The organism is Caulobacter sp. FV2ye17ST (assembly GCF_058680955.1).
In genome coordinates this window covers 1,778,686-1,800,540 of sequence record NZ_CM178727.1, presented here as the reverse complement: position 1 = coordinate 1,800,540, position 21,855 = coordinate 1,778,686, and the positions used below count along the sequence as shown (strand labels likewise).

The following is a 21,855-nucleotide window of genomic DNA, read 5'->3' as shown; positions in this document are numbered from 1 at the left end:
CAGTCACGATAAACCAAGGGCCGCGGGTAAAACGTGCTTCCTCTGACGAGGTAACCGGGCGCCCGCGCAACAGCCTTGCCCTCTAGTAGTCCTTTCGCCAGCGGACGGAAAGCTTTGCGTCGCCCTGGCTGCCCAGTCGCGAGACCAGCGACAGGGTTCGGCGAATCCGCCACTCGACCTGGGCCTCGGGACCTTCGCGGCCGCCGCCGATAATCTCCAGATAGACATCGTCGGTGACATACTTGCCGCCCGCCACGGTCATCCCCGCGGCGCTCTCGGCGAAGGCCAGACGGTCGAGGCGAGCGAAGCTGCGCAGGTTGCCGATCACATCAAAGCCGCCGCCGCCCGCCAGGGCCGCCAGGGCCGAGGCCAGCTGCGCGGCCTCGATCGGCGACAGCTGGGCGGCCGATGCGCCGAACAGCACCTGGCTCAACACTTCGTCGCTGGGCAGTTCCGGCGTCGAGGTCAGGGTGATCTCGGGCTTGGCCGCCGTGCCCTGGATCCTGACAATGGCGGTGAGCGACGCATCCTCGCGGCGGGCGCTGAGGTTCAGGCGGATGCGATCCAGCTGGGTCGACAGGGTGACCACGCCATTGTCGTCGAACTCGAAACGCTTGCCGGCGAAGTCGTACTCGCCGCGCACCATGCGGGCCACGCCGTCCAGGCTGGGCGAGAACGACGTGCCGCCGACATGGGCGTCCAGCGACAGCTCGACATCCAGACCGCGCCCCCTCACGAAAACGCGACGCGGCGCCTTCAGATCGATATCCAGCGCGATACCGCCGCCGGGGCTGGCGCGGCGCGGCTGGGAGCCCTGATCCAGATCGGTGGGGCGATTGCGCTCGATGACGTCCATATTGACCACGCCGGCCGGGGTCTTGCTCTGGGCCGAGACGTCGGCGCGATCGATGGTCAGGTCGCCGCTGAGCTTGACCTTGCCGTCGGCCGACCGGTTGACGGTGGCTTGGCCGGTGGCGGTCGCCGTGGCCAGATCATTGTCGATCAGCCGGAAGCCCTTGAGGTCCAGCTTGAAGCTGCTGACACCTTCGCGGTTGAGGCTGATGCGCCCGCCGCCGGTCAAAGAGCCGCTGAGACCGTCCTCGGCCGTGGCCTGGCTGACATCGATGGCGTTGTCGGCCAGGGTCATGCGCAGGGTGATGTTGCGCAGCCGCAGCCCTGTCTGACCTTCCTCGAAGCCGCCGCCATCCAATGATGCGCGCCCGACCAGTCGCGGATCGGCCAGGGTGCCGGCCAGGGTTCCCTCGGCGTCGATCTTGCCCGACAGCGAGCGCTCAGGGCCCAGCAGCAGGTCCCACAGCGGCTTGATCTCGCCCTGCGCCTTGAAGGTTCCCGTGACCGGCCGGCGACGGTCGATCGCGAGATGCAGCGGCTTGGCCGACGCCTCGGCGGGCAGGGTCAGGCGGGCTTCCGACTTCAGGCCCTGACGGTTGGCGCCCTCGGCGACGACGGTGAGGATCCGGTCCTTAAGGTCACCGCGAATCTGGGCGTCCAGCGACTGCTCAATCTTGGAGCCCCGCTCGCGCGCGCCAGTCAGCCTGGCCGCGAAATCACCCAGCAGGGTCTCGCCCTGGCCATGCAGGTTGACGGTTCCGTCGATGTCACCGGCCAGATCGGGATCGAAGGCGGTCAGGCTTACGCCGGCCAAGCGCGCCTTGAGACTGGCGGTCTCGCCGCCCAGGTCGGCGTCGACATCGGCCTGGCCTTCGCCGATCAGCAACCGCAGTCGCGTGATCGTCGAGGCCCCGCCAAACCGGACCAGGGCTGTTTCGCGCGTCTTGATGTCTGTGCGGCCCATGCGCCCGGCCGCGTCGAGGGACAGCGCATAGTCCTCGCCCGACTGGGCCAGGGCGCCGGACCCCGCGACACGCCAGCGGCCGCCGGGCGCCACGCCCTGGGCGTCGAGGGTCAGGGGCAGGTTGGCCATGGCTCCGTCAGCCTTCAGGCGCGCCGAACGCACCTTCCAGCCGCCGCTGACGATGTCTTCGGCGGTCAGGTCCAGGGTCGCGCGGGCGCCGGCCGGCGCATCGACGATCTTCGCCGAGCCCGACACCCGGCCTTGCGGCAGGAACGCTCCGGGGCCGATGGCCACGGTCAGGTCGGCCGAGGCCGGACGGCGGCCGCGCAGGGAGACAGCTCCGCTGGCCTTCGCGCCGCCGGCGTCGATGTCCACGTCGCTGAGATCAAGCCCGCCCGTCGCGAACCGGAACGCCGCGCCTGCTCTCGCCACGCCATAGCTGCTCTGGCCGGTCAGCCGCGCCACGCCGTCCCCGCCGCCGGCCGTGCGGGCGAAGGTCAGCGCCAGATGCGCATTGGTCAGGGGCAGCTTGGGCAGGTCGATGGAGTCGAAATCGGCCGTCAGGTCGGCCTTGGGGGCCGACAGGGTTCCGGTGATCGCGCCGTCGCCCCTGGCCTTGCCCGTCACCTCGATCGGGCCGGCGCGGAAGGGGCCGGTGGCGGTCCAGTCCAGCTTGAAGCCAAGGCCGCCACCGCGCTGCATGGCGCCGGAGGTGCGAACCTCGGCCGCCGCGCCCTCCAGCCTGGCGTTGGCGACGGACAGTACGCCATCGTTCCAGGCGCCCTTGCCCGACAGACGCGGCACCTTGCCGAGCAACCGATCCAGCTCGGCCAGGCCGACCGCGAAGTCCTGCCCCCTGGCGTCGACCGTGAAACCCCAGGGCTTGCCGCTGGAACTGCTGGCCGACCACTTGGCGACCAGCTTGCCGCGCGCGCCGGCGCGGATCGGCGCCAGGCTGGCGACCCGCGCCTCGCCCTTGAAGTTCAGCCCGCCCAGGATGCCGCGGTCGCCTTCGCCGGTGACCACCAAATTGGGACCGGTCACGGTCGCGGAGCGGATCAGGAATCGCCCGCCCTTGAGGCGTGCGCCTTCGAACGTGGCCTTGGGGCTGGCGCCCAGCACGGCCAGCACGCCGGTGCCGCTGCCGCCCTGCGCCGCGGCCTGCGCCTTGATGGTCAGCTCGCCTTTCGACCACCGCACCATGGCCGGCCCCTTGGCCCGCGCCAGTTGGTAGCCCAGCAGCGACAGGTTGGAGACATCAGCGTCGCCCTCGACCGAGAAGCCGCCTGACTCCAGCCGGAACCGGCCCTTGACCAGGCCCGTCCCCATTTCCGGGATCGAGACGATCTTCTTCAGCGAGCCGATGCGCGCGGTGAATGGCAGGCCGTCGGGACCCGTCCGCTTCTTGCCGATGTCGGCCAGCCCCCGGGAGTCCAGCACCAGGTTCTCGGCGCGGATGTGGGTCATCAGGTCATAGAGACCGCCGGTGGCCTTGCGGCCCTCGACGGTGAAGGCCGCCTCAGGGCCGAACATGGTCTCAAGACGGCGCGTCAGGCTGGAGGCGCCCAGGTCAATCCGTCCTCGGGCCGATCCGCCCTGCGGCGTCCAGGCGCCCGTCGCGTCCAGCGGAATGTCCCGGCCGGTTTTCGCCGTGACGCTGAAAGCGCCCTGGTTCATTGCCCCGTCGGCCTTGGCCTTCAGGTCGAAGGGTCGATCGACGGGAAGACCCAGAGCGCCGGCGATCGCGCCGCCATTGGCTTCCACCGCGTCGGCGTTCAGGCGGATCGTGTCGTTGCGGCCCAGGTCGAAGTCCAGGGTCAGGTGGTCGCCGCGGTGCAGGCGGCTGGCCACGCCGATCCGCCCCTTCTTGCCGCCCTGCCGCGCCATCTCGTAGGCGCCGACCACATCGAAATCGCCCGCCTGACGGCTGAACTCGGGCTTGGTGACCAGTCGCAGAGCGAAGGCGTCCAGATCCACCGAAACCGGCGCGGCCCCGGACTTGCCCTTCGGCGTCAAGGTCGGGCGTCGCAGCACGATGACATCGCGCGCGTCGATGCGTTCGGCGTGGAAGCGACGACTGAACAGCTCGGCGGGACGCCAGGCCACCCGGATGTCGTGGGCCTCGAGCCAGACGCCCTTTTCGTCGATGATGGTCAGGCGGCGAACCCCGAAGTTCTTCCAGATATCGCCCGACAGGCCTTCGATCTTCAGCCGGCCGATGCGCCCCAGCTTCAGGCCGCTGGCCCGGGCCTCCAGGAACATGCGGCCCTGGGGCGTGATCGGCGCATAGCGCAGCCCGCCGAAGAAGATGGCGACAATGACCACCGCCACCACCGAAGCGATCATCAGCCAGCCGGGGCCGCCGACCTTTTTGGCGACCTCGACGACGGTCTCGACCGCCTCGTCAACCGCGTCTTCGATGGGGTGTTCAGGTGCGTCGGTCAAAAGCTTTGCCCGATGCTGAGATAGATCTGGAAGGCCGGGTCACCGGCGCGCTTGCCCAGCGGGATGGCGATATCGGCGCGGATCGGGCCAAAGCCCAGGTCGTAGCGGACGCCGATGCCCGCGCCGAAACGGAAGTCCTCGGTGTCGGGCTTGCGCTCCGGACCGATGGCGCCCGCGTCGATGAAGGCGACGCCACCCCAGCGCTGGGTGAAACGGTGGCGCACCTCGAACGAGGTCTCGACCAGCGACACGCCGCCCTGCGGGGTGTTGTCGGCCAGGCGGGGGCCAATGGCCTGGTAGGCGTAGCCGCGCACCGAACCGCCCCCGCCCGAGAACAGGCGCCGCGAGGCCGGAATTTCCGAGACCAGAGCCCCGAAGATCGCCCCCACCTTGACGCGGGCGGCCAGGACCGTGCTGGCGTCGTCTCCGAACGGCAGATAGGCCGAGCCCAGAACCTGGGTGCGCAGATAGGCCAAAGTGGTGTCGCCAAAGCTGGTGGTCGGCTCAGCCCGCGCCTCGAAGCGCCAGCCCCGCGTCGGGTCCAGGATGTTGTCCGACTGATCCCATGCCATCGCGCCCAGGGTGGTCAGGGTGGCCAGGTTGAGGGTTTCCTTGACCGAGCCGGCGCCGCTGGTTTCCAGCTGCTCGGACTGCGACAGGTCCAGCGCCACGCCATAGGTGCGATACGAGGTGGTCTTGCGGCGCTGGGTCAGGTCGGCGCTGATCGTCGCGCCGGTTTCGTCATAGGCGTCGGTGGTTTCGCGGAACACAGCGCCGTTCAGCTTGAGGGTCTGCTGCGGCTTGCGCCAGTGCGGCAAGGCCACCTCGCCCTCGAGTCGCTGCTCAAGCTTGGCCAGGCGCGCGGTGTAGGTGGTCGTGTCGGCCCGGCGCAGACGATTGTAGCGGATCAGGCGCGCATCGACGCCCGGCCCTTCACTGGTGGAATAGCCCGCGCCCAGCTCGATGGTGCGTTCCGGCCGGTCCGTCAGGTTCACGACCACGGGCCGGCGGCCGTCGGGCAGGATCTTTTCGCGCGGCGCGATCGAGACCGAGACCGAGTCATAGACGGCCGTGTCCCGCAGGCGGCGCTCCAGCTCGGCGATATCCTCAGGGTCGTAAACATCGCCGGCCTGCCAGGGCGTCAGGTGGGCGACCCAGGTCGGGTTGCTGCGCCCCTTGGTGATCAGCTCGACACCATCCAGGCGGGTCAGGTCTCCGGCGGCGATGTTGAAGGTGGGACGCACCGTGTGGTCGGCATGGTCGACGATGACCTCGCGCGGTTCGGCGGCGACATCGGCATAGCCCAGTTGCTGGACCTGAGCGATGACCCGCCCTTCGGCGCCCAGAATGTCGGCGGCGCGGCCCGGCTCGCCGGGAGTCAGCCGCATGGCCGAGACGGCTCTCTGGCTCACGCCCTCGTCAGGCGCAGCGCCACGCCAGACGATGGTGGGATCGGCCAGCACGAACACCGGCCCAGGCAGGACCTTGACCACACCACGCGGCGGATCGTCCTCGCTGATGTCGGGTTCGACGGCATAGGCGTAGTAGCCTTCGGCGCGGAGCACCGCGACCACGTCGTCGCCGGCGTCACGGGCGCGGCGGCGGGCTTCGGCGCGGCTTTGAGGCGCGGTCTTGGATATCGAGAGCACGCGCTGGATCGCGTCGCGCAGCGCCTTGTCTTCCACCCCGGTGATCGTCGCCGCCGGCTCATCCGCCCACGCGCCACCCGCAGCCAGCAAAGCCGCTGTCGCGATTCCCAGGGCCAATCGTCTACGCACCAAGCCGTAATTCCCCGCGCGGAGCGCCCCCGCTCCCCCTGTAGTCGCCGGCCCCGTCGCTGTCACGGTCGGAAATGCAGGGAACGGAAGACGGCGGGCGCTTCCCTCCTCGCCGAAAAGGCGCCCAAATGACAGGCAGTCGTGCGCATTGTCGCGGCGACGGCGAAAATCGCCGACTTCGGACGTTGCGACGTTCTAGGGTTGGTGGCGGCGCGTCTGACTCGACGGAGCCCAAGGCAAACAAGCGTGGACGAAGGCGTGGCGGCGAAAATTCAAGATCTTGAGGCTCCGACCCTTCCCCTGACGGAGGCGGCTTACCTGCCGGGTGTCGCCTATGACGAGATGTTCGCGCCCGGCGGCGCGGTGCGCTCGCACTACGATCCCCTGCACGCCCGCATGTCGACGCTTGGCGGCGCCGAGCTGGCGGGACGTCAGCAAACCCTGGAGCGATCGTTCCTGCTGCAGGGCATCACCTTCACGGTCTATGGCGGCGGCGAGGACACCACCGAACGGATCATCCCGACCGACCTCTTTCCCCGCATCATCCCCGCCCAGGAATGGGCCAAGATCGAGGCGGGCCTGACCCAGCGCCTTCTGGCCCTGAACCTGTTCCTGGCCGACATCTATGGCGACCAGCAGATCCTGATGGACGGGGTGGTCCCGCGTGAGCTGGTGCTGGGCGCGCCGTCCTATCGCCGCGAGATGCAGCACATCTATGTGCCGCACAAAGCCTACGCCAATGTCTGCGGCAGCGACCTGATCCGCTGCCAGGACGGCCAGTTCGCGGTGCTGGAAGACAATCTGCGGGTGCCGTCGGGCGTCTCCTACATGCTGGCCAACCGCGACGCGGCCAAGCGCACCTTCCCGGGCACCTATCGCGCCGCCGGCGTGCGTCCGGTCGAGCGCTATCCCGATCTGCTGCTGGCCACGCTGAAAAGCATGAGCCCCGAGTGGCGGCCCAATCCCCAGGTCGTGGTGCTGACGCCCGGCGTCTACAACTCGGCCTATTATGAGCATGCCTATCTGGCGCGGCTGATGGGCGTGCCTCTGGTCGAGGGCCGCGACCTCGTGGTCCATGACAACATGGTCTACATGCGCACCACCACGGGCATCCGCCGGGTGGATGTGATCTATCGCCGGGTCGATGACGACTTCATCGATCCCCTCACCTTCCGGCGGAACTCCTCGCTGGGCGCGGCGGGCCTGTTCAACGCCTATCGGGCCGGCAATGTGGTGATCTGCAACGCGCCAGGCACCGGGGTGGCCGACGACAAGGCCGTCTACGCCTATGTCCCGGAGATCATCCGCTACTATCTGGGCGAAGACGCCATCCTGCCCAATATCGAGACCTTTCTGTGCCGGGAGCCTGCGCAGCTGGGCTATGTGCTGGCCAATCTGGACAAGCTGGTGGTCAAGGCCGTCGGCGCCTCGGGCGGCTACGGCATGCTGGTGGGCCCGCACGCCACCCAGAAGGAGCGCAGCGACTTCGCCATCGCCATCAAGGCCGATCCGGAGAACTACATCGCCCAGCCGACCATCCAGCTGTCGACCGCCCCCTGCCTGGTCGATGGCCGGATCGAGCCGCGCCACGTCGACCTGCGCCCCTTCATCCTGTCGGGTGAGAAGACCATCGTCACGCCAGGCGCCCTCACCCGCGTGGCCCTGAAGCGCGGCTCGCTGGTGGTCAATTCCAGCCAGGGCGGCGGCTCCAAGGACACCTGGGTGCTGACCGACGATGGCCCCGCCAACGGCTCCAATGGCAATGGGAGCACACGCCCATGATGCTCGCTCGGGTCGCTGACAGCCTCTACTGGCTGGGCCGATACATTGAACGGGCCGAACACCTGTCGCGGCTGTCCAGCGTGATGCTGAACGCCACGCTCGACCAGACCGACGCCGGCGTCCAGGCGGTCTGGATCGCCCTGTCGGCGGTCGGCGAGCCTGAAATGAGCAGCGCCGTCGGCTCCTTCGAGGCGGCCGAGGCGCTGGTTCTGGACCGCGCCGACCCCAATTCGGTGGTCTCGTCGCTATCCCGCGCCCGCGAAAACGCCCGGCAGGTCCGCGACCAGATCACCACCGAGACCTGGGAGCGGCTGAACCTGCTCTACCTGAAAGTCACCGACGAGAACGCCAAGCGCGACTTCGCCGACGGCTCGACAACCTTCCTGCACGACGTGATCGCCGACCTGCACCTGTTCAAGGGCGCGGCCGACACCACCATGAGCCATGGCGAAAGCTGGCGGTTCATGATGCTGGGCATGTATCTGGAGCGCGCCCAGCTGGTCTCGCGTCTGCTGGAGGTGTGTTTCGCCGAGACGCCCGGCCGGCAGATCAACGATCACATCGCCCTGGTCAGCCTGCTGCGCATGGCCTGCGCCCTTGAGCCCTATCTGCGGGTCTACACCGCCGAGATCGAACCCCGGCACATCCTGGAGTTCCTGGTCTTCGACGAGGACTTCCCGCGTTCGATCCGCTTCGCCACCTCGCAGATCGAGGCCAATCTGAGCGTGCTGGCCCGCCGGGCCGGCGGCGAAGGCGAAGGCGCCGGGCCGGAACGCATCGCGGGGCGCCTGAAAGCCCGCCTGCAGTTCGCCGACATCAACGAACTGGAAAACCAGGGGGCCGGCGCCCTGCTGACCACCGTCGTCAACGAGTGCGCCCGCATCCACGAAGCGATCTATGAGACCTTCGTAGCCTATCCGCTCGAAATGCGTCTTCCGGCCTAGGACCTTCCCCGTGCTCCTCGAAATCCGCCACGTCACCCAGTACCACTACGAGCGCCCGGTTCGCGAAAGCCTGATGGAGCTGTGGATGCAGCCCCAGAAGACCGCCCGCCAGCGCCTGATCAGCTTCGAGCTGGACCTCAATCCGGCGGCCCAGGTGTTTTCCTACGCCGACAGCTTCGGCAACGCCGTCTATCACTTCGACGTGCCACAGCCGCACGACAAGCTGACCATCGTCGCCCGCTCGGCGGTCGAGACCGAGCCGCCTGGCGAACGGCCCGACGCCCTGGACATGGGCGAATGGGACCGGCTGCGCAGCGAGTTCGTGCGCGGTGAATGTTTCGACTTCCTGCGGATGCACGGCTTCGTCGAGACCACCGAGGCGCTGAACGCCTTCGTCGACGAGCACAATCTGGATGACCTGCGCCGCAGGGATCCGCTTACGGCGATGCGGATGCTGTCGGAGACCATCTACCAGGCCTTTGAATATCAGCCGGGCGTCACCGACGCCGACAGCCCCATCGATCTGGCCCTGAGCGCCGGGCGCGGGGTCTGCCAGGACTTCGCCCACATCATGCTGGCCGTCTGCCGCTCGTGGAACGTGCCGGCGCGCTATGTCTCGGGTTACCTGTTCACCGACCGCGACGCGGGCGACCGCTCCGATCCAGACGCCACCCATGCCTGGGTCGAGGTATTCTTGCCCAGCCTGCGCTGGGTGGGCTTTGACCCGACCAACAACATGATGACCGGCGAACGCCACGTGGCCGTGGCCGTGGGCCGCGACTATGCCGACGTCACGCCCTCGCGCGGCGTCTACAAGGGCGATTCCGACAGTGAGCTGGCCGTGGGCGTCTCAGTGCGCCGCGCTCGGGCGGCCCTGGCCGAGCCCGAATTCCTGCGCATGGCGCGCCCCAACTTCGCCGGCGGACGTCGCCGCCCCGAAAACGCAGCGGCGCTAAGGCAGGATCTGCATCAGCAGCAGCAACAGCAATAGGGTCAGGCGGGATAGACGTGGGCCTTGCGGGCCGACAGCTTCACCGCGCCGGTGAACCGGTCGGCCTGGTCGCGTGACGCCGTCACCTCGATCCGACGGCCATCGGCGGTCACGCAATCAACGGCCGCCAGGGCGCCCTGGACGTGAACGCGGCTGACGCGCACTTCAAAGCCCTCGGCGTCAAGCACCAGGTCATGGGGTCGAACAAACGCGACGGCTTTGCCGTCGGCCACATTGACAGCCGGGAGGACAACCGAACCGGCGGTGAACCGGCCGTTCGAGACCGCGCCCTCGAACCGGTTAGCCTCGCCCACGAAGCCGCAGACGAACGGCGAAACCGGCTCGTCATGCACCTGGGTCGGCGTGCCGACCTGCTCGATGACGCCGTGGTTCAGGATGGCCACCCGGTCGGCCAGGTCGAGCGCCTCTTCCTGATCGTGGGTGACGAAGATGGTGGTCACGCCCGTGGCGTCATGCACGCGGCGCAGTTCCTTGCGCAGCGACTTGCGGACCGTGGCGTCGAGGGCCCCGAACGGCTCATCCAGCAGCAGCACGCTGGGCTGCACGGCCAGGGCCCGCGACAGGGCCACGCGCTGGCGCTGGCCGCCGGACAGTTGCGAGGGGTAGCGACTGCCCAGGCCTTCCAGCTCGACCAGGCGCAGCAGGTCGTCGACCCGCTTGGTGATCTCGGCCTTGGACGGCTTGTCCTTGCCCTTGCGGACATCCAGGCCGAACGCGATGTTGCGGGCCACGGTCATGTGCTTGAACAGCGCGTATTGCTGGAACACGAAGCCCACGCGACGCGCGGCGGCCGAGGCGAAGGTGACGTCCTGGTCGTGGAACAGCACCTGGCCCGCATCGGGGAACTCCAGGCCGGCGATGACGCGCAGTAGCGTGGTCTTGCCCGAGCCCGAAGGCCCCAGCAGGGCCAGCAGCTCGCCATCGGCGATCTCGAGGCCGACCTTGTCCAGCGCCGGATAGCGACCGAACTTCTTTTCGACGGAACGGATGGAGATGGTCATGAGGTCTGGCGTTCCGATCAGTGGCCGCCGCGCCGGCGCGAGCCGGGCTGGGCGACTTCAAGCGCGGTCTTGAGGACGAGGGTCACGATCGCCAGCAGACAAAGCAGGGCGGCGACGGCGAAAGCCCCGACGAAATCATACTCGTTATAGAGGATCTCGACGTGCAGCGGCATGGTGTTGGTCAGGCCCCGGATGTGGCCGCTGACCACCGACACGGCCCCGAACTCACCCATGGCGCGGGCGTTGCACAGCAGCACGCCGTACAGCAGGCCCCAGCGCACATTCGGCGCGGTCACCCGCCAGAAGGTGTAGAGGCCCGAGGCCCCCATCGACACCGCTGCCTCTTCCTCGCTGGTCCCCTGCTCCTGCATCAGCGGGATCAGTTCGCGGGCGATGAAGGGGAAGGTCACGAAGATGGTGGCCAGCACGATGCCGGGCACGGCGAAGATGATCCGGATGTCGTTGTCGACCAGATGGTCGCCAAACCAGCCCTGCAGGCCAAAGACCAGCACATAGATCAGGCCCGCCACGACCGGCGAGACCGAGAATGGCAGGTCGATCAGGGTGATCAGCAGGCTCTTGCCCGGAAACTCGTGCTTGGCGACGGCCCAGGCCGCGCAGAGGCCGAACACCACGTTGAACGGCACGGTGATCGCGGCGGTTAGCAGGGTCAGCTTGACGGCGGCGATGGCGTCGGGATTGGCGATGGCGTCCAGCGCCGGCTGCAGCCCCTTGCGCAGGGCCTCGGCGAACACGGCCGCCAGCGGCAGGACCAGCACCAGCCCCAGGAACGCCAGGACCAGACTGATGATCAGGACCTTGGCCCAGGCTGGATCCTCGGTGGAAAGACGCGGCGCGGCCATCAAGAGAACCTTCTCGCCCAGGCCTGCACGGCGTTGATGACCAGCAGCATCAGGAACGACACGCCCAGCATGACCAGGGCGATGGCGGCGGCGTTGGCGTACTCGAACTGCTCCAGCTGGATGATGATCAGCAGCGGTGCGATCTCGGACTTGTAGGGCATGTTGCCGGCGATGAAGATCACCGAGCCGTACTCGCCAATCCCTCTGGCGAACGCCAGGGCGAAACCGGTCAGCCAGGACGGGCCCAGGGCCGGCAGAACGATGCGCGTGATGGTCGACAGCCGGCCGGCCCCGAGACTGGCGGCGGCTTCCTCAACGTCGTCGGACAGGTCGCGCAGCACCGGCTCGATGGTGCGGACCACGAACGGCAGGCCGATGAAGATCAGGGCGATGGTCACGCCGATCGGGTTGTAGGCCGCCTTGATCCCCAGCGGCGTCAGATAGGCGCCGATCCAGCCATTGGGCGAATAGAGCGTGGCCAGGGCGATGCCGGCCACTGCCGTGGGCAGGGCAAACGGCAGATCGACCAGGGCGTTGACCAGGGCCTTGCCGGGAAACTCGTAACGCACCAGCGCCCAGGCGGTCAGCACGCCGAACACGCCATTGATGGCGGCGGCGACGAAGGCCGCCCCAAAGGTCAGGCGATAGGCCGCCAGAGCCCGCTCGGAAAAGGCCGCAGCGACGAACTGGGCAGGCGAGAGCTCGGAGGCTTTCAGCGCCACGGCCGACAAGGGGATCAGGACGATCAGCGACAGGACCGTCAGGGTCACCCCAAGGGTCAGGGTGAAGCCCGGGATGGCCGAGCGACGTCGAAACAGCGGCCTTCTGGCGACTGGGCCAGCCCCGGGAAGTCTTGAGCGGATCGCGGCGGCGGTCTCGGCGGTCATCGTCTGATCGTCGTCCTGGTTCCGGCGAAGTCCGGTGTGAAACGCGCCGGAACCCCGCTGGGTCCGCCGCATCAAGCTAGGCAGCTTAAATCCCCACCAAGCTGGTGGGGTCAATTGAGAATTCCCCGCGCAGGCTCCCAGAAAAACTCACCAGCGCCCGGCCGGCGGACAGGCTGGGCTACAGCGATGCTATCGCATTTTCGATGACCGTTCCCCAATCCCCGGGACGAGGCTGGCGGGAATAGAGATCCATACCCGGGACGGCTAGCGGTAAGGACGATTTCAACGCGCTCCGGAACACGGTCCGAACAGCAGCGTTTCGACTTGGCTTCTTGCTGACTTCGATCCGCGCGCGCCAGACGGCGCACGGATCGTGAATTGGTAGGCCGGGTGGGGTTCGAACCCACGACCATTCGATTAAAAGTCGAATGCTCTACCACTGAGCTACCGGCCCGCTCACGACGCGGCGTGGCCGGTGGAAGCGGCGCGGAACATAGTCGGGGGGCGCCGCAGCCGCAAGCGGGGTTTCACCGGTTGTTTGACATGACGGCGCCGCTTTTGGCGCGATAAGGTGGCGTATGCGTGGTTTGTTGCTCACAGCCGTGACGGTTCCGCTTTTTCTGGCGAGCGCGCCCGTGTTCGGCCAGCAGCAACCGCCGCCCCCGCCGCCCTCTGATTCGAAGATTCAGACGACCTCCGACGCCAATCGCGACGGCATAGCCGGCGCCGTCAGCGCACCGCTGCGCGACGTCAATATCGTCCGTACCAAGATCCCGCCCGTGTTGATCGAGGCGATGAACGATCCCTATGCACGGCCGCCCAGGGTCAATTGCGGCGTGCTGATCGGTCTAGTCTCGCCGCTCGACGTGGCCTTGGGCGAGGACCTCGACGCTCATCCGCCCGAGGAAAACGAAGACCTGATGGATCGCGGCCGCAAGGCGGCCGGCAGCGCCGCGCTTGGCGCGGTGGCCAGCGCCGCCCAGGACATGATACCGATGCGGGGCTGGGTGCGCAAGCTTACCGGCGCCGAACGCCACGACCGGCTGGTGCAGAGCGCCATCACCTCGGGCAATGTCCGCCGGGCCTATCTGAAAGGCCTGGGCGAGGCGCGCGGCTGCAATCCGCCGGCCACCCCGCAGCACAAGCCGCCAGCCCCTATCCCCGTGGTCGATCCCGGCATGCCGCCGCCCGTCCAGCCGGGCTCTGGCCGCAAGCCGCGCTTCCCTATCGTTCAGTCCGCGCCCGCGCCGAAATCCTGAGCGGCCGCCGCCTTGCTCAACCGCCCGCGTGACGGGCCGCGAAGTCGCGACGGAACTGCTCGAACCGGCCCTGGGCGATCGCCTCGCGCATGGCCGCCGTCAGGGCCTGAAAGAAGGCGATGTTGTGCCAGGACAGCAGCACCTGGCCCAGGATCTCCTCGGCCTTGAACAGGTGGCGCAGATAGGCCTTGGAATAGTCGCGGCTGGCGGGACAGTCGCTGGTCGGGTCCAGCGGCGTGTCATCCTCGGAGAACCGGGCGTTCTTGAGGTTGATCGGACCATCCCAGGTCCAGGCCTGGCCATGACGGCCCGAGCGGGTGGGCAGCACACAGTCGAACATGTCGACGCCCCGCGCCACCGCCTCGACCAGATCGATCGGCTTGCCCACGCCCATCAGGTAGCGCGGCTTGTCGGCGGGCAGCAGGTCCGGCGCATAGTCCAGCACCTCGCACATCGCCGTGTGCCCCTCGCCCACAGCCAGACCACCGATGGCATAGCCGTCGAAGCCGATGTCCTGCAGCCGCTGCGAGGACTCGCGGCGCAGGTTTTCAAACGTCGAGCCCTGCTGGATGCCGAACAACACCTGGCTGTCGCGCGTTCCGAACGCCGCCTTGGAGCGGATGCCCCAACGGGCCGACAGCTCCATGCCCTCGCGGGCCCGCTTCTCCTCGGCCGGCCAGGCGACGCATTCGTCCAGCTGCATGACGATGTCGCTGCCCAGCAGGTCGGCCTGGATTTCCATCGACCGCTCGGGCGAGAGGACGTGCTTGGAGCCGTCGATATGGCTGGCGAAGGTGACTGCTTCCTCGGTGACCTTGCTGATCCCCGACAGGCTCATCACCTGAAAGCCGCCGCTGTCGGTCAGGATCGGCTTATCCCAGCGCATGAACTTGTGCAGGCCGCCCAGGCGTTTCACCCGCTCGGCCGTCGGCCGCAGCATCAGGTGGTAGGTGTTGCCCAGGATGATATCGGCGCCGGTGTCCTTGACCTGATCCACGGTCAGGGCCTTGACCGTGCCCGCCGTGCCCACCGGCATGAAGGCCGGGGTGCGGATGTCGCCGCGCGGGGTCTTCAGCACGCCGGTGCGCGCCTTGCCATCGGTGGCGGAAATCTCGAAGGGGAACGCCATCAGCGGCTCTCGTTGGGATCGGCGGGAAACAGCAACGAGCTGTCGCCATAGGAATAGAAGCGATAGCCCGTGGCGATCGCCCGCTCATAGGCCTCGCGCATGGTCTTCTGACCGGCGAAGGCGCTGACCAGCATGAACAGGGTCGACTTGGGCAGGTGGAAATTGGTCATCAGCACGTCGGCGGCGCGGAAGCGGTAGCCGGGGGTGATGAAGATCGCGGTCTCGTCGGCGAACGGCCGGATGACGCGATCCTCGCCCGTGGCGCTTTCCAGAAGCCGCAGGCTGGTGGTGCCGACACAGACGATACGGCCACCGGCCGCGCGCACGGCGTTCAGGGCGTCGGCGATCTGCGCGGTCACCTCGCCATATTCGGCGTGCATCCTGTGCTCGGCCACCACGTCGGTCTTGACCGGCAGGAAGGTGCCCGCGCCCACGTGCAGCGTGACAAAGTGCAGGGAGACACCCCTGGCCTTCAGCGCCTCCAGCAGATCCGGCGTGAAGTGCAGGCCGGCGGTAGGGGCGGCCACGGAGCCGTCCTCGCGCGCATAGACGGTCTGGTAGTCGGCGCGGTCGCGGTCGTCCTCGGCGCGCTTGGCGGCGATATAGGGCGGCAGCGGCATATCGCCGTGGCGGGCGATGCCGATGTCGAGATCGGGGCCAGACTGGTCGAAGGCCAGCAGCACCTCGCCGCCGTCGTGTTTTTCCAGCACGGTGGCGTCAAGATGATACTCATCCGAACCGAAGGCCACGCGGTCGCCGACCTTCAGGCGCTTGCCGGGACGCATGAAGGCCTTCCAGCGATCGGGCGACACGCGGCGATGCAGGGTGGCCTCCACCGGCACCGGCGCGCCGTCCCCGCCGCCCGTCGTCCGGGCTTCGCGAAGGCCTGCCAGCCGGGCCGGGATCACCCGCGTATCATTGAAGACCAGGGCGTCGCCGGGACGCAGGAAATCGGGCAGGTCGCGAACGACGTGATCGGCCAGATCCTCGCCCGGCCGCACCACCAGCAGACGCGCGGAATCGCGCGGCTCGGCTGGACGCAGGGCGATGTTGTCCTCGGGCAGGACGAAATCGAAGTCGGAGAGGCGCATGGGGCGGCTTCAAGGACACGGCGAGGCCCTCAGGTCAAGATACTCGCCAGCGCGCGAGCGCCATGGACAATCGCGCTTAGGCACCGCCAATCTGCCGGAAAACCATAGTCTTCGGGGGGAAGATCGCCATGAAACGCCTGCTGGCCTGCGCCGCGCTGCTGCCGTTTCTGCTCGTCGCCTGTGACAACCGGCCCGCCGCGCAGGCTGACGCGCCCGCCGCGACAGCGCCCGCCACGCCGCCCGCTACGCCAATGGCCGATCCCGCGGCGGCCAATTTCCAGCGCGAGGCCACGCTCGACGTCTTCGGCTACTACTTCACGCAGACGCCCGTTCAGGTGGGGAACTGGAAGCTGAAGTCCGTGAACATGGGCACGCCCGACGACTTCGCGTCCTGGGAGGACGGCAAGCGCCCCAGCAACTTTGGGCCCTTCTTCCTGGAGTTCGAGGATGTCACCAGCCCGACAGCCGAGAACGAACTCGGTCAGGTCTATCATACGGTCAGTTTCCGCCTGATGCCGGACAGCTATCGGGTCGACACCCACGAGGTGGTGTTCCGCGGCAAGGATCCCCGCGTCGGCGAGGTGGTGTTCTCGGGCATGTTTGACGTCGCCGCCCTGAAAGCGGCAAAGGCCGCTGGACCCGGCGGCGAGGTCAAGACCGTGCTGACCGGCGGACTTCAGCTGGGCGCCGAGCGCATACGCAATATCAGCTTCATCTACTTCGCCGGCGACTGAGTTCATTTTCCGTCATCGCGGCCGTGTTATGGGCAGACCATGGATCTGTTACAGCGCCTCCTGAGTCTGTTTTTCCGTGGCACCGGCCTGATGCTGGGTGTGGTCGGCGCCGGCTTCGCCGTCGCTTGCCTGGGCGGCGTGTTCAGCGACCGGCTTGACGCGCTGACCCACCTGACGCCGCTGTGGCTGGCCATGGGCGTGGGCGCGATCATCCTGGGCTGGATCTTCGCGCGTCAGGGCGAGCGCGGCGCCATCGTCGGCCTGGGCGGCGCGGCGGTTCTCGCCTGCGCCATCCTGATGGGTCCCGAACTGCTGGCCGCCGCCGGAGCCAAGCGGCTGGCGGCGCGACCCGACGACCTGAAGATCATCCAGTTCAATATCTGGCACGAGAACGAGACGCCCGAACTGGCCCTGCGCTGGCTGCTGGACCAGAACGCCGACGTCGTGGTGATCGTCGAGGGCGGCGGCATGTCCGGGCCGGCGGTCAAGGGTCTCAAGGCCTACTACCCCTTCTCCGTCACCTGCGACGGCAAGAAGCGTTGCGCCACCATGATCTTCAGCCGCAAGCGCATGCTGGCCCGCAACGGCTTCTATCCCGAGGGCCGCGAACTGGCCGGCGCCTGGGCGACCCTGGCCGACCCCAAGGGCGACTTTACCGTCGCCGGCATCCACTATGTCTGGCCCATGCCCGCCGGTCCCCAGCAGCAGCAGGGCAAGCGGCTGGTCGAGGCCATGGCCCGGTTCGACAAATCCGACACCATCCTGACCGGCGACTTCAACTCCACGCCCTGGTCGTTCACGCTCAAGCGTCAGGACAAGGCCCTGGGTCTGGAACGCCGCACCCGCGCCATCCCCTCATGGCCCTCGGGCCGCTTCTCGCGCCTGGCCAATGCGCCGGCGCCGTTCCTGCCGATCGATCACGTCTATGCCGGCAAGGCCTGGAAGACCGTCAGCGTCGTGCGCGGGCCAGCTTTGGGTTCGGATCACCGGCCGATCATCGTCAAGCTGCGGCGGGACTAGCATCCGGCTCCGCCCTTGGATGAGGGCAAACACCGCTGTTGGCGATCCGCGCCGAGAGATCAGGTTCAGATCGTCTTCTTGGGCTTGCCCGCTTTGCTCACAGTTCACCAGGTCGCGGGGACCGTCGCTGACTGACGGCATATGATGTTTGGACGCCGAAGCGGACGCAGCCAAATCCGTATGTGCTGCTGATTGTCGCAGGGGAGCCGCCGCCAGTTTCACCAGAAATTTAGCCATATAGTCCACCCGTGAGCCATGAGCGGACGGTCAGCTATGGCTCCAGGTAGTTTCGTTATGGGATGGGACCGGCTGCGACAGCCTGTCTGGCTCTATGATCCGGATACCGGCCACAAGCCCTACGCCAATCCCGCCGCACTCGCTTTGTGGGGAGCCGATAGCCTGGAGGCGCTCGCGAGCCGTGATTTTTCGGCTCGCTCGCCGGCGATGAAGGCGCGTATCCGCAGGCTCGTTGAGCGTACTTCCCTCGGCGAGGCCGTCAGCGAGCGGTGGACTTTCTTCCCGCACGGCCACCCTGTCACGACCCAAGCGACCGTCTCCGCCATCGTCGACGACAGTGGCCGGTCGTTGCTGCTGTTTGAGGCCGCGGTTGAGGAGGTCTCCGCCGAAGAGAAGCGCTCGGCCGAAGCCCTGCGTCACGCCTCGACGCTGATCAGCCTGTTTGATTCAGATGGAGGCAGGCTGTTTTCCAACCCGGCCGCCTTCCACGCCTACGGCGACATTGAAGACGATTTCATCGCACGGTTCGCCGTCGACGCCGAGGGCTTGGCCATGCTGGCGGCCGCAGGCGGCGCGCCGGTCTCGGCGTTGCACGCCGTGAAAACGCGCGCGGGCAAACGATGGCACCTCCTGGACGCCCGACCTATCCCGGATCCGGTGACCGGTCGCACCTGCATTCTGCTGAACGAACAGGATGTCACCCGCCAGGTTGAGGCCGAGATGGCGGGGAGCGCGGCCGAGCAGAAGGCGGCCATGGCCGAAGCGCGGCAGCAATTCCTCACCGAGATGTCTCACGAGCTCCGCACGCCTCTGAATGCCGTGATCGGCTTCTCCCGACTGTTGGCGGATGCCGCGCTGCCCGAGACCTCGACGGATCAGGCCCGCCGAATTCATGTCGCCGGTCTGGGCCTGCTGGACGTGGTGAACCAGATGATCGCAGACCCTCCGGGTAAACAGATCCCGCCCCCGGTCCAGGAGAGCGTGTCCGCCGATGTCAGACCTGAGCAGGCGGAGTCTCCGCTAGCGACCACGGGCGACGCCGGGGTGCGCGCCCTCTATGTCGACGACAACGAGAACAACCGGGCTTTGATCCAGGCCATGTTTGCGGCCCAGGGCTTCATCTGTGAAACAGCCAACGACGGGCGCGCGGGAGTCGAGGCGGCGATATCAGGGGACTGGGATGTCATCCTGATGGACATCCAGATGCCCGTCATGGACGGGGTGACGGCGACGAGAATGATCCGCGCTCTGGAGGGCTCCGTGGCGTCCACGCCCATCATCGCGCTGACAGCCAACACCCTGCCTGCCCAGATCCAGACCTACGTCGAGGCCGGCATGGACGACTGTGTCGCCAAGCCGGTCAACATTGTCGAGCTGCTGACAAAGGTCTCGCACTGGGCCCAAAGCTGCTGGCGGGAAACAGGTGTGGCGGAACCAGCCGTCGCCGTCGCTTGATCCGCCGATAGGTCCGTTCCGGGGCCGTGACGCTCTGGTGCGCGGACGGCCCAACACCAACGAAAACGGCCCCGGATCGCTCCGGGGCCGTTCTCATATTCAGTTTCGACGAGATCAGGCGTCGGCGGCGATCTTGGCGGTGAGAATCTTGCCCGGCTCGCGCGGCGGCTCGCCCTTCGGCAGGGCGTCGACGTGGTCCATGCCCTCGGAGACCTGACCCCAGACGGTGTACTGGCCGTCGAGGAAGGTCGCGTCGTCCAGGCAGATGAAGAACTGGCTGTTGGCCGAGTTGGGATCGGGCGTGCGGGCCATCGAGCAGACTCCGCGCACGTGAGCTTCCTTGGAGAACTCGGCCTTGATGTCCGGCTTGTCGCTGCCGCCGCGGCCGGTGCCCGACGGATCGCCGCCCTGGGCCATGAAGCCCGGGATCACGCGGTGGAAGACCACGCCGTCATAGAAGCCCTCGCGGACCAGTTCCTTGATCCGGTCGACGTGGCCGGGAGCCAGGTCAGGGCGCATCTGGATGGTGACCGGGCCGCTTTCCAGCGTGAGGATCAGGGTGTTTTCGAGGTCGGCCGACATGGTCATCCCTTGGGTGCGAAATGGGTGAAGGCGCTTCTAGCGCGCTTTTCCCCCCGCTGTGAACCGCCGCTCACCCCAAAAGGGTGAGAGGCTAGCGGATATCAACCGGGATTTTCAGATCACAGACGGAAAAGTCCGCCCCTTTAAGCGCGCGTTGGCGGCGGATTTCGCCCGCAAACCACGCGCCCTGGGTGTTGATCACCCGCACCCTGGGACGTTCGGCCGCAGGTATGTCCGACAGCATCCGGACCTTCTCCATGCGGTCCTGCGGCGCGGCCACCGGCTCGCCGGTCTTGATGGCGCGAATGGTCTCAAGCCCGCTGATCACCCGGCCAAAGGCGGTGTAGCGCTTGTCGAGCGATGGATAGGGCTGGCGCATCAGGAAGAACTGGCTGTTGGCCGAGTTGTTGTCGTCGTCGCGGGCCATGCCCACCACGCCGGGGCAATAGGTCCCCCAGGCCGAGACATTGCCGTCGGCGGTCACCTCGTGCCAGCTCCAGTGCTGGCTGAACACCGGCAGCGAACCCAGCAAACCGACCTGCAGCCCCGACGGCGCGGCGGCGGGCGCAAAGGGCGTCGCCGCGGTGCGCCGGAAGGTGAACTCAGCCTTCAGATTGGGCTTGTCGGTATTGCCCTCGCCATTGTCCTTCGGATCGCCGGTCTGGGCCATGAAGCGGTCGATGACCCGAAAGAAGGTGCGGCCGTCATAGACGCGAGCCCGGGTCAGTTCGCGCATCCGCGTCACGTGGCCGGGCGCGACCTCGGGGACCAGTTCGACGACCACCCGGCCCTTGTTGGTGTCGATCACCATCACGTTGTCGGGGTCCGGGACCCGCCAGTCCGCGGCGGCCGGCGGGGCAACGGCCCTCGCCTTCGGCTTGACCTTGGACGCGGAGAGCGCCGGACTGGCCAGAACGGCCAGGCTCAGACCCAGGACGACAACGGCGGATGGCTTCATTTGATCTGCACCGGGATTTCGACGTCGCAATTGCTGAAGCTGGGTCCTACCTCGGCCCGGCGCTTGGCGACCAGGGCGGCGAAGGCGGGGCCGCGGGTGTCCATGACCTGCACCGAAGGGCGCTTGTCGGCCGGCAGGTCGGCCAGCAGCTTGACGCTGGTCATCCTGTCCTGCGGGTCGGGCGCGGGTTCGCCGACCTTGATCGCGCGGATCACGTCCAGGCCCGAAAGGGCGCGGCCAAAGGCTGTGTAGGTCTTGTCCAGCGACGGATAGTACTGCCGCATGAAGAAGAACTGGCTGTTGGCGCTGTCGGGATTGTTGGCCCGGGCCATGCCCAGCACGCCGGGACAGAAATTGCCCCAGGTCGCCACCTTGCGGTCGGCGGTCATCACCGCCAGGGCCGCCGGCTGGCTGGTCACCGGCAGGGCGCCGACGAAACCGGTCTCGTTGCTGCCAATCTTGCCCGGCGCGGCCAGCGGCGTGTCAGCGCCGCGACGGAAGGTGAACTCGGCGGTCATGTCCGGCTTGTCCGAGCCGCCCGCGCCGGTGTTCTCCGGATCGCCGGTCTGGGCCATGAAGCTGTCGATGACCCGGAAGAAGGTCAGGCCGTCATAGAAGCCGGCCTGGGTCAGCTCACGGATGCGCGCCACATGGGCCGGGGCCGCCTGCGGGCTGAGCTCAGCGATGATCCGGCCCTTGTTGGTCTCGATGACCAGCACGTTCTGGGGATCAGGCGTGCGCCAGTCGCCGACCTGGGCCGACGCCGTGTGCGCGACAGCGGTCGTGGCCAGCAGCGCCAGAGCGGCGACGGAATACGCAAGCTTCATGGAAATCCCCGAACAGAAAGGCAGACGGGGGCGTA

17 protein-coding genes and 1 tRNA gene are annotated in these 21,855 nt (G+C 67.6%); 7 read left to right on the top strand and 11 right to left on the bottom strand.

Annotation, left to right across the window (positions count from 1 at the left end):
• Positions 1-82: 82 nt before the first annotated feature.
• Together ACW17V_RS08735 and ACW17V_RS08730 are read right to left on the bottom strand one after the other, a co-directional pair.
• Positions 83-4,261 carry a translocation/assembly module TamB domain-containing protein gene (locus ACW17V_RS08735; protein ID WP_492108437.1) on the bottom strand — a complete coding sequence of 1,393 codons (4,179 nt, stop codon included), beginning with the start codon at positions 4,259-4,261 and terminating at the stop codon, positions 83-85.
• A complete protein-coding gene (locus tag ACW17V_RS08730; RefSeq protein WP_492108436.1) occupies positions 4,258-6,039 on the bottom strand; it encodes an autotransporter assembly complex protein TamA in 1,782 nt (593 codons plus the stop codon). The genes ACW17V_RS08735 and ACW17V_RS08730 overlap by 4 nt, the downstream gene beginning before the upstream one ends.
• Positions 6,040-6,297: 258 nt before the next feature.
• On the opposite strand from ACW17V_RS08730, the gene ACW17V_RS08725 reads away from it, so the two are divergent.
• Genes ACW17V_RS08725 through ACW17V_RS08715 form a run of 3 tightly spaced genes read left to right on the top strand, consistent with a single transcriptional unit; the run spans position 6,298 to position 9,756 of the window.
• Positions 6,298-7,821 carry a circularly permuted type 2 ATP-grasp protein gene (locus ACW17V_RS08725; RefSeq protein ID WP_492108769.1) on the top strand — a complete coding sequence of 508 codons (1,524 nt, stop codon included), beginning with the start codon at positions 6,298-6,300 and terminating at the stop codon, positions 7,819-7,821.
• Complete coding sequence (locus ACW17V_RS08720) at positions 7,818-8,765, top strand: alpha-E domain-containing protein (protein WP_492108435.1); 948 nt, start codon at positions 7,818-7,820, stop codon at positions 8,763-8,765. Before ACW17V_RS08725 ends, ACW17V_RS08720 begins: the two co-directional genes overlap by 4 nt.
• Positions 8,766-8,775: 10 nt before the next feature.
• Positions 8,776-9,756, top strand: coding sequence for a transglutaminase family protein (locus ACW17V_RS08715; protein WP_492108434.1), 981 nt, complete (start codon positions 8,776-8,778; stop codon positions 9,754-9,756).
• A gap of 2 nt (positions 9,757-9,758) precedes the next feature.
• Here the strand turns inward: ACW17V_RS08715 and ACW17V_RS08710 are convergent, their stop codons facing one another.
• The 4 genes from ACW17V_RS08710 to ACW17V_RS08695 form a co-directional block, all read right to left on the bottom strand.
• The gene (locus tag ACW17V_RS08710; RefSeq protein WP_492108433.1) at positions 9,759-10,778 is read right to left on the bottom strand and encodes a sulfate/molybdate ABC transporter ATP-binding protein; all 1,020 of its coding nucleotides are present in this window, start codon (positions 10,776-10,778) and stop codon (positions 9,759-9,761) included.
• Between the two features lie 17 nt (positions 10,779-10,795).
• Positions 10,796-11,641 (bottom strand): sulfate ABC transporter permease subunit CysW, encoded by an 846-nt coding sequence (gene cysW / locus ACW17V_RS08705; protein WP_492108432.1) that lies wholly within the window; start codon positions 11,639-11,641, stop codon positions 10,796-10,798.
• Positions 11,641-12,528 (bottom strand): sulfate ABC transporter permease subunit CysT, encoded by an 888-nt coding sequence (gene cysT / locus ACW17V_RS08700; RefSeq protein WP_492108431.1) that lies wholly within the window; start codon positions 12,526-12,528, stop codon positions 11,641-11,643. Before cysT ends, cysW begins: the two co-directional genes overlap by 1 nt.
• Before the next feature lie 379 nt (positions 12,529-12,907).
• Positions 12,908-12,982: transfer RNA gene (locus tag ACW17V_RS08695), tRNA-Lys, on the bottom strand.
• 124 nt (positions 12,983-13,106) lie between these two features.
• Between ACW17V_RS08695 and ACW17V_RS08690 the strand changes: the two genes are divergently transcribed.
• Entirely contained in the window at positions 13,107-13,787 is a 681-nt protein-coding gene (locus tag ACW17V_RS08690) for a hypothetical protein (protein ID WP_492108430.1), read from the top strand.
• A 16-nt stretch (positions 13,788-13,803) separates the two neighbouring features.
• On the opposite strand, the gene tgt is transcribed toward ACW17V_RS08690, so the two are convergent.
• Positions 13,804-14,919: a tRNA guanosine(34) transglycosylase Tgt gene (gene tgt / locus ACW17V_RS08685; RefSeq protein WP_492108768.1), complete on the bottom strand. Its 1,116-nt coding sequence runs from the start codon at positions 14,917-14,919 to the stop codon at positions 13,804-13,806.
• Positions 14,916-16,007 carry a tRNA preQ1(34) S-adenosylmethionine ribosyltransferase-isomerase QueA gene (gene queA, locus ACW17V_RS08680; protein ID WP_492108429.1) on the bottom strand — a complete coding sequence of 364 codons (1,092 nt, stop codon included), beginning with the start codon at positions 16,005-16,007 and terminating at the stop codon, positions 14,916-14,918. Before queA ends, tgt begins: the two co-directional genes overlap by 4 nt.
• A gap of 128 nt (positions 16,008-16,135) precedes the next feature.
• On the opposite strand from queA, the gene ACW17V_RS08675 reads away from it, so the two are divergent.
• The 3 genes from ACW17V_RS08675 to ACW17V_RS08665 all read left to right on the top strand — a co-directional run bounded on the left by ACW17V_RS08675 (position 16,136) and on the right by ACW17V_RS08665 (position 19,453).
• Complete coding sequence (locus ACW17V_RS08675; protein ID WP_492108428.1) at positions 16,136-16,741, top strand: hypothetical protein; 606 nt, start codon at positions 16,136-16,138, stop codon at positions 16,739-16,741.
• A 39-nt stretch (positions 16,742-16,780) separates the two neighbouring features.
• The gene (locus ACW17V_RS08670; protein ID WP_492108427.1) at positions 16,781-17,761 is read left to right on the top strand and encodes an endonuclease/exonuclease/phosphatase family protein; all 981 of its coding nucleotides are present in this window, start codon (positions 16,781-16,783) and stop codon (positions 17,759-17,761) included.
• Positions 17,762-18,055: 294 nt separating this feature from the next.
• On the top strand, positions 18,056-19,453 hold the full coding sequence (locus ACW17V_RS08665) for a response regulator (RefSeq protein WP_492108426.1): 1,398 nt from the start codon (positions 18,056-18,058) through the stop codon (positions 19,451-19,453).
• A gap of 114 nt (positions 19,454-19,567) precedes the next feature.
• Here ACW17V_RS08665 and ACW17V_RS08660 read toward each other — a convergent pair whose 3' ends face one another.
• The 3 genes from ACW17V_RS08660 to ACW17V_RS08650 form a co-directional block, all read right to left on the bottom strand.
• Complete coding sequence (locus tag ACW17V_RS08660) at positions 19,568-20,035, bottom strand: peptidylprolyl isomerase (protein WP_492108425.1); 468 nt, start codon at positions 20,033-20,035, stop codon at positions 19,568-19,570.
• A 91-nt stretch (positions 20,036-20,126) separates the two neighbouring features.
• Positions 20,127-20,993 carry a peptidylprolyl isomerase gene (locus ACW17V_RS08655; protein ID WP_492108424.1) on the bottom strand — a complete coding sequence of 289 codons (867 nt, stop codon included), beginning with the start codon at positions 20,991-20,993 and terminating at the stop codon, positions 20,127-20,129.
• Positions 20,990-21,820 carry a peptidylprolyl isomerase gene (locus ACW17V_RS08650; RefSeq protein ID WP_492108423.1) on the bottom strand — a complete coding sequence of 277 codons (831 nt, stop codon included), beginning with the start codon at positions 21,818-21,820 and terminating at the stop codon, positions 20,990-20,992. The genes ACW17V_RS08655 and ACW17V_RS08650 overlap by 4 nt, the downstream gene beginning before the upstream one ends.
• Between the last annotated feature and the right edge of the window lie 35 nt (positions 21,821-21,855).

What these genes read in the sequence shown, in the direction of transcription:
- ACW17V_RS08650 (WP_492108423.1), bottom strand. Translation starts at nt 21,820, where the DNA reads ATGAAGCTTGCGTATTCCGTCGCCGCTCTGGCGCTGCTGGCCACGACC.
- ACW17V_RS08720 (WP_492108435.1), top strand. Translation starts at nt 7,818, where the DNA reads ATGATGCTCGCTCGGGTCGCTGACAGCCTCTACTGGCTGGGCCGATAC.
- ACW17V_RS08670 (WP_492108427.1), top strand. Translation starts at nt 16,781, where the DNA reads ATGGATCTGTTACAGCGCCTCCTGAGTCTGTTTTTCCGTGGCACCGGC.
- ACW17V_RS08690 (WP_492108430.1), top strand. Translation starts at nt 13,107, where the DNA reads ATGCGTGGTTTGTTGCTCACAGCCGTGACGGTTCCGCTTTTTCTGGCG.
- queA (WP_492108429.1), bottom strand. Translation starts at nt 16,007, where the DNA reads ATGCGCCTCTCCGACTTCGATTTCGTCCTGCCCGAGGACAACATCGCC.
- ACW17V_RS08660 (WP_492108425.1), bottom strand. Translation starts at nt 20,035, where the DNA reads ATGTCGGCCGACCTCGAAAACACCCTGATCCTCACGCTGGAAAGCGGC.
- cysT (WP_492108431.1), bottom strand. Translation starts at nt 12,528, where the DNA reads ATGACCGCCGAGACCGCCGCCGCGATCCGCTCAAGACTTCCCGGGGCT.
- ACW17V_RS08710 (WP_492108433.1), bottom strand. Translation starts at nt 10,778, where the DNA reads ATGACCATCTCCATCCGTTCCGTCGAAAAGAAGTTCGGTCGCTATCCG.
- cysW (WP_492108432.1), bottom strand. Translation starts at nt 11,641, where the DNA reads ATGGCCGCGCCGCGTCTTTCCACCGAGGATCCAGCCTGGGCCAAGGTC.
- ACW17V_RS08655 (WP_492108424.1), bottom strand. Translation starts at nt 20,993, where the DNA reads ATGAAGCCATCCGCCGTTGTCGTCCTGGGTCTGAGCCTGGCCGTTCTG.
- ACW17V_RS08665 (WP_492108426.1), top strand. Translation starts at nt 18,056, where the DNA reads ATGGGATGGGACCGGCTGCGACAGCCTGTCTGGCTCTATGATCCGGAT.
- ACW17V_RS08675 (WP_492108428.1), top strand. Translation starts at nt 16,136, where the DNA reads ATGAAACGCCTGCTGGCCTGCGCCGCGCTGCTGCCGTTTCTGCTCGTC.